The 2,705-nt window shown below is 68.8% G+C and carries 4 protein-coding genes; 3 read left to right on the top strand and 1 reads right to left on the bottom strand.

The window, feature by feature from the left end; genetic code table 11:
* From rpsI to AC14A7_RS00835, 3 genes are all read left to right on the top strand, one after another.
* Positions 1-226 (top strand): 30S ribosomal protein S9 (gene rpsI, locus AC14A7_RS00825; RefSeq protein ID WP_484005984.1); only part of this gene is annotated, 226 nt, incomplete at its 5' end.
* Positions 227-247: 21 nt separating this feature from the next.
* Positions 248-1,609 carry a phosphoglucosamine mutase gene (glmM, locus tag AC14A7_RS00830; protein ID WP_484005985.1) on the top strand — a complete coding sequence of 454 codons (1,362 nt, stop codon included), beginning with the start codon at positions 248-250 and terminating at the stop codon, positions 1,607-1,609.
* 60 nt (positions 1,610-1,669) lie between these two features.
* Positions 1,670-2,023: a group I truncated hemoglobin gene (locus AC14A7_RS00835; RefSeq protein WP_484005986.1), complete on the top strand. Its 354-nt coding sequence runs from the start codon at positions 1,670-1,672 to the stop codon at positions 2,021-2,023.
* Here AC14A7_RS00835 and AC14A7_RS00840 read toward each other — a convergent pair.
* Positions 2,020-2,705, bottom strand: a 686-nt coding sequence (locus AC14A7_RS00840; RefSeq protein WP_484005987.1) for a helix-turn-helix transcriptional regulator, incomplete at its 5' end; no start/stop codon positions are given. The two genes, AC14A7_RS00835 and AC14A7_RS00840, sit on opposite strands and share 4 nt — an antisense overlap.

A 2,705-nucleotide genomic window follows, 5' to 3' on the forward strand; every position in this document is an offset into this window, starting at 1 on the left:
CCTCGGCAGCTACGACGTGATCGCAAAGATCACCGGCGGCGGCCCCTCGGGCCAGGCAGGCGCCATGCGCCTCGCCATCGCGCGCTCGCTCAACGAGATCGACCGCGAGAACAACCGCCCGGCGCTCAAGAAGGCCGGCTTCCTCACTCGTGACCCTCGTGTCATCGAGCGCAAGAAGGCTGGTCTCAAGAAGGCCCGCAAGGCGTCGCAGTTCTCGAAGCGCTAATCACCACCGACTCCTGCCACCATGGCACGGCTCTTCGGTACTGACGGCGTCAGGGGTCTCGCTAACCGCGAGATCACTGTCGAGCTCGCCCTCGCCCTCGCACAGGGGGCGGCGGTCGTGCTCGGCAAAGGACGATTCGCCGACGGCAGGCGCGCTTCCGGGCGTCGACCTGTCGCGGTGATCGCCCGCGACCCCCGTGTCTCCGGGGAGTTCATCTCGGCAGCGGTCGCAGCGGGGCTCTCGAGCTCTGGTGTCGACGTCTATGACGCCGGCGTCATCCCGACCCCCGCCGCGGCGTTCCTCATCGCGGACTTCAAGGCCGACTTCGGCGTCATGATCTCGGCGTCGCACAACCCGGCTCCCGACAACGGCATCAAGTTCTTCGCCGTTGGCGGCACCAAGCTGCCTGATGTGGTCGAGGACCGCATCGAGGAGGCGCTGACGCAGCAGAAGCTCGCGCCGACGGGGCTCGAGGTCGGCAGAATCCGCCGCTTCGCGGATGCTGAAGACCGCTACGTCGTGCACCTGCTGTCGACCCTTGACACCCGGCTCGACGGCATCCACGTCGTTCTCGACTGTGCGCATGGCGCCGCAGCCGGAATCTCGCCAGAGGTGTTCACGGATGCCGGGGCGAAGGTCACCGTGATCGGTGCAGACCCCGACGGCTACAACATCAACGACGGCGTGGGATCAACCCACCTCGACGTGCTCTCTGCCGCGGTGCTGGAGCACGGCGCCGACGTCGGCATCGCCCACGACGGCGACGCGGACCGCTGCCTCGCGGTCGACGCGAACGGCACGGTCGTCGACGGCGACCAGATCATGGCGATCCTCGCCATCTCGATGAAGCAGCGCGGCCTGCTCAAAGACGACACTCTCGTCGCGACCGTCATGAGCAACCTCGGACTGCGTGTCGCGATGGAGCAGCACGGCATCCGGATGCTGCAGACCGCCGTCGGCGACCGCTACGTTCTCGAGGCGCTCACCGAGCACGGACTCTCGCTCGGCGGGGAGCAGAGCGGCCACGTCATCATGACGTCGCACGCCACCACCGGCGACGGGATCCTCACCGGACTCCAGGTCGTGTCGGAGATGGCCCGCAGCGGCAAGTCGCTCGAAGAGCTCGCCTCGGTCATGACCGTGTTCCCCCAGGTCATGATCAACGTGCGCGGCGTCGACCACCGCGCCCTGGCTGGCAACGAGGAGATCGCCGCCGCCGTGCGCGAGGCAGAGCTCGAGCTCGGCTCGGCTGGCCGCGTGCTTCTCCGGCCGTCTGGCACGGAGCCGATGGTGCGCGTCATGGTCGAGGCCGCATCGCAGGAGGATGCACAGCGCATCGCTGAATCCCTGTCGGCCACCGTGCAGCACGCTCTGGCGCTCTAGGGCTGTATCGTCGAGGCAGCACGATGGAATCCATCGACTGCACCAACGGGGGAGGCGCACGTGACGCTCTTTGAGCAGGTCGGCGGCCAGGCAGCGGTGAAGACCGCGGTGACGGTCTTCTACAACCGGGTGACCGACGACCCCGATCTGGCGAAGTGGTTCGACGGGATCGACCTGTCGCGACTGCGGGCGCACCAGCGAGCGTTCCTGTCAGCGGCGCTCGACGGCCCTCCCGTGTTCGCCGGCCGAGACCTCGGCGAGGCACACGCCGGCATGGAGATCACCGATGAGGCCTTCGACTCGATCGTGCGGCACCTCTCCGTGACTCTCGACGACCTGGCCGTGCCCGCCGAGATCATCGCGCAGGTAGAGCAGCGTCTCGAGGGCCTGCGCGCCGAGATCGTCGGAGCCTAGTTCGACTGCAGCTCGCTGCGACCGCGGATGCCGAGCTTGGCGTAGGTCGACTGCAGGTGGTTGTCGACCGTGCGGGGCGAGAGGAAGAGCCTCTCGGCGATCTCAGCGCTGCTGAGCCCCTGCGAGGCGAGCGCGGCAACTTCGCGCTCTCGAGCGGTGAGCGGCTCCGGTGCGTCGGCAAACTGGAGCAGCGGAGTGGATGCGTCCTCGCACTCCTTGGCGAGCGCGTCCGCCTTGTTCTGATGCGCAGCTGCCTCCCGTGCGTGGTCAGAGCGCAGGGCGGCTCTCGCTGCCGACGCGAAGCACTCCGCGGCGAAGAGCATGCTGCCGAGCTGCTCCCAAGACTCACCGGCCGCGGCCAGGTCGGCGGCGGATCCGGCGGCCTCCGCTCGAGCGTGGGCAGCCCGAGCCGCGATGAGCCGGCAGGTCGTGGATGCCTCGAGCCGCGTGAGCAGGGGAGCGGCCGTCGCGGCGGCGCCGAGTCGCGCCGCCGCGTGAAGGAGCGTGGATGCGAGCACGACGTGTCCGCGGGCGGTCACGACCGCTGCGTGCTCCAGCAGCTTCGTGGTTGCACCGGATCGGTCGCCGCGCAGGGCGTCGATCCAGAGTCCAGACAGGGTGGCATTGGAGGTGCGGGCGACGAACTCTGGGGACAGGTCGGCCTGCAGGGCCGCGGCCTCGT

It is taken from the genome of Conyzicola sp. (assembly GCF_057073975.1).

Coding starts and splice junctions, on each gene's coding strand:
- glmM (WP_484005985.1), top strand. CDS start 248: ATGGCACGGCTCTTCGGTACTGACGGCGTCAGGGGTCTCGCTAACCGC.